The organism is Dietzia aerolata, from assembly GCF_014144865.1.
Taxonomy (GTDB): Bacteria; Actinomycetota; Actinomycetes; order Mycobacteriales; family Mycobacteriaceae; genus Dietzia; species Dietzia aerolata.
Map to the genome: position 1 here is coordinate 1 of NZ_JAALDM010000226.1, position 2,853 is coordinate 2,853.

Annotated in this window: 3 protein-coding genes; 2 read left to right on the forward strand and 1 reads right to left on the reverse strand. The window is 65.2% G+C overall.

Features of this window, described 5'->3' with window-relative positions:
• Both G6016_RS13300 and G6016_RS13305 read left to right on the forward strand, forming a co-directional pair.
• Nucleotides 1–1,160: FtsX-like permease family protein (locus G6016_RS13300; RefSeq protein WP_182633118.1), on the forward strand; the 1,160-nt coding region annotated here is incomplete at its 5' end.
• A gap of 356 nt (nt 1,161–1,516) precedes the next feature.
• Nucleotides 1,517–2,422, forward strand: coding sequence for a hypothetical protein (locus G6016_RS13305; protein ID WP_182633119.1), 906 nt, complete (start codon nt 1,517–1,519; stop codon nt 2,420–2,422).
• Nucleotides 2,423–2,520: 98 nt separating this feature from the next.
• Here G6016_RS13305 and G6016_RS13310 read toward each other — a convergent pair.
• Nucleotides 2,521–2,853 (reverse strand): tRNA-specific adenosine deaminase (locus tag G6016_RS13310; RefSeq protein ID WP_479682410.1); only part of this gene is annotated, 333 nt, incomplete at its 5' end.

The window sequence follows — 2,853 nt, forward strand, 5'->3', positions numbered from 1 at the left end:
CCGGCGGGATCGGCCGGGTGATCGGCGCGCCCTTCGGGGCGGTCGGCAAGCTCGCCGCCACCAACGCCGGACGCAACACCCGCCGCACCGCGGCCACCGCGTTCGCGCTCACCCTGGGGCTGACCCTGGTCGCGGCGTTCGGCACGCTCGGCGCCACCACCAAGGAGAGCATCAGCGGGATCATCGACCAGGACATCAACGCCGACGTGGTGGTACAGGGCGTCGCCTCCCAGGGCCCGCCGGTGCCGCTGCCGGGGGCGATCGAGCAGCGGATCGCCGGTGTGGACGAGGTGGGCGAGGTCGCGTACCTGGCGTTCGCGTTCGGCCTGATCGGCGGCGAGCAGCAGCTCATCTCCGCGGCGGGCGGACCGGTCGAGGAGCTGATCGACGCCAGGGTCGTGGACGGTTCCCTCCAGCCGGAGGAGGACTCGCTGGTCGTGTCGCGTTCCGTGGCCCGGGACAAGGGGTGGACCTACGGTACGACCGTGCCACTGGTCGGGCCCGACGGCAGCGAGTACACGCTGCGGGTCACCGGCGTCTACGAGGACTCCCAGGTCCTCGGCCAGTTCTACATCGGTAGTCAGATGTACGAGCAGCTGGTGCCGGAGACCCTGCGGACCACCTTCAACGTGCTCGTCACCCCGGCGGAGGGCTACACCTCCGAGCAGGCGCTCGAGGCGGTCACCGCCGAGCTGGCGGACACGCCCATCGCGATGGTGCAGAACAAGCAGGAGTACATCGACCAGCAGACCGGCGGGGTGGACCAGCTGCTCACGATCATCTACGCACTGCTCGGCCTGGCGCTGGTGGTGGCGGTGCTCGGGATCGTCAACACCCTGGCGCTGTCGGTGATCGAACGCCGCACCGAGATCGGCATGCTGCGCGCCGTGGGCATGCAGCGCTCCCAGGTGCGGCGCACGATCAACCTCGAGTCCACGCAGATCGCCGTGTTCGGCGCGCTCATCGGCGCCGCGATGGGCGTCTACCTGGGCTGGGCGTTCGTCACCGTGCTCGCGGGCAGTGGCCTGCAGATGACGACCATCCCGTGGGGGATGATCGGGATCGTGCTGGTGTGCTCGGCGTTCGTGGGCGTGCTGGCCTCACTCTGGCCGGCGCACCGCGCCGCCAAGACGGGCCCGCTCGAAGCGATCACGGACTAGCATGTCCCCCTTAGCTGAGTGGTGACCCGCGAGACGGTGGCCCGGCGGGGCAGACACAGTCACGTCTTCGCCAGTTCGCCGATGGGCAGTGGGAATGGAGTGGGACCATGGCCGCCGACACTATGCATTAGGTGGTGCCGAGCACGTGGTGACGTGGACTTGGAAAGAAACTTAATGAAAGAACGTGCGCCAGCTTCACGTGCTGTTGGCAGCATCGAAAAAGCAAAAGTGGTGTCCTGTGTCCTTCGCGGCTGAGGGGGGAGTGCGGCGGATGCGGCGGCTTTGTTCTGTGAGTGTGAAAAGATCGGACTCTCTGCCGTCCATGATCGGCAATCGCATCGAGGAGTTTCTGGTTTATGCGTGCATTCCGCACTGGTAGTGCTGTCCTGACGGTTGCATCCATCGCCGCCGTGACCTTGGCCGGCTGCGGCTCGTCCGCTGGCGGCGCTGCTGCACAGGAGGAGGCCAGCGCTGAACTCGCCCAGGTCGTGGCTGAGTATCTTCAGGGCCAGCCTGGAACGGCTTACCTGATCGAGTACGGCAAAACCGTGCAGCTGGACATGACCGATCCGCGTATCCAAGCAAAGTATGACCGCGAGGAAAGCTTGGGTGATGTTTTAAACGGATACGTCTTGGGTGAGTACGAGGAGCATCGTGATTGGACGCCGATGCTCGACATTAGGGTAGATAATGCGCGCATTCTTGATGGCGCGTACATTTGCCTCGACTTCACATTGGCGAACAATATCCCTCCAATGTCGGGCCTATCTGGAGAAACGGAGGACGGCAAAGGCTGGGCGGCATTTCTTCCGACAGCACCTATTACCAAGGCTCAGATAACCCTACGTGAATTAAGTCAGCACGCGACCGTCGACAAGGAGATATTGGAATCATCGGAGTGGTTGCCGATTAGCGAGCAGGTCGAATACGGTCTCCCCGGATTGATATACGACGAGGAAACTCGGACTGAGACTCAATCAGGATTGGTGTTCGCCGAACTGGGCGAGAGTGTCGAGGGTGGCCACTCCTATGACGAGAGTCGCGACTCCGCTCTCAATGGCAGGACGGCCCTGCCGGCTGGCGGCCAGTTGGACATGACTCGCTGTTGGTCGAAGCGAGAGGTGTTCAGCATTAACTTTCAAGGTGATGAGCAGGGGAGACTGCCTGAGGCGATGCGTAGCGGAGGTTTTGTGGTGGGGATGGAGATAGTGGTCGACACCCGCCACGCGATCGTCGCGGTGCCATTTGGGATTGCCGAATAGGCCAGAATCATCTGCCGTCAGCTCGTCCGGGCGACATCGCGGCGGACGCACTGGGTAAGCAATGGCGCGCCCTGTCCACCCGCTCGGCATACTCGCAATCAGCTACCGCGCGGCCGTAAGGGGAGACACCGCCTTGCCGCCCGCTCGTGGAGCTCGCGCACCTCGTCGTCGAGTCCCGGCACGGGGCCGGCGACGGGGATGCCGGGCGCGACCTGCGTGATCGACAGCCCGGCCACCGGCCCCGGCGCCACGCCCAGCTCGGCCATCCACGCGGCGTACTGCGCGCCGCTGGAGGCGAACACGATCCGGCCGAGCCCCACCAGGGCGTGCGCGGCGCTGCACATGGGGCAGTGCTCGCCCGAGGTGTAGACCGTCGCCGCGGCGCGCTCGTCGGGCGTCAGGTTCTCGGCGGCCCAGCGGGCGATCGCGAA

What these genes read in the sequence shown, in the direction of transcription:
- G6016_RS13305 (WP_182633119.1), top strand. Translation starts at nt 1,517, where the DNA reads ATGCGTGCATTCCGCACTGGTAGTGCTGTCCTGACGGTTGCATCCATC.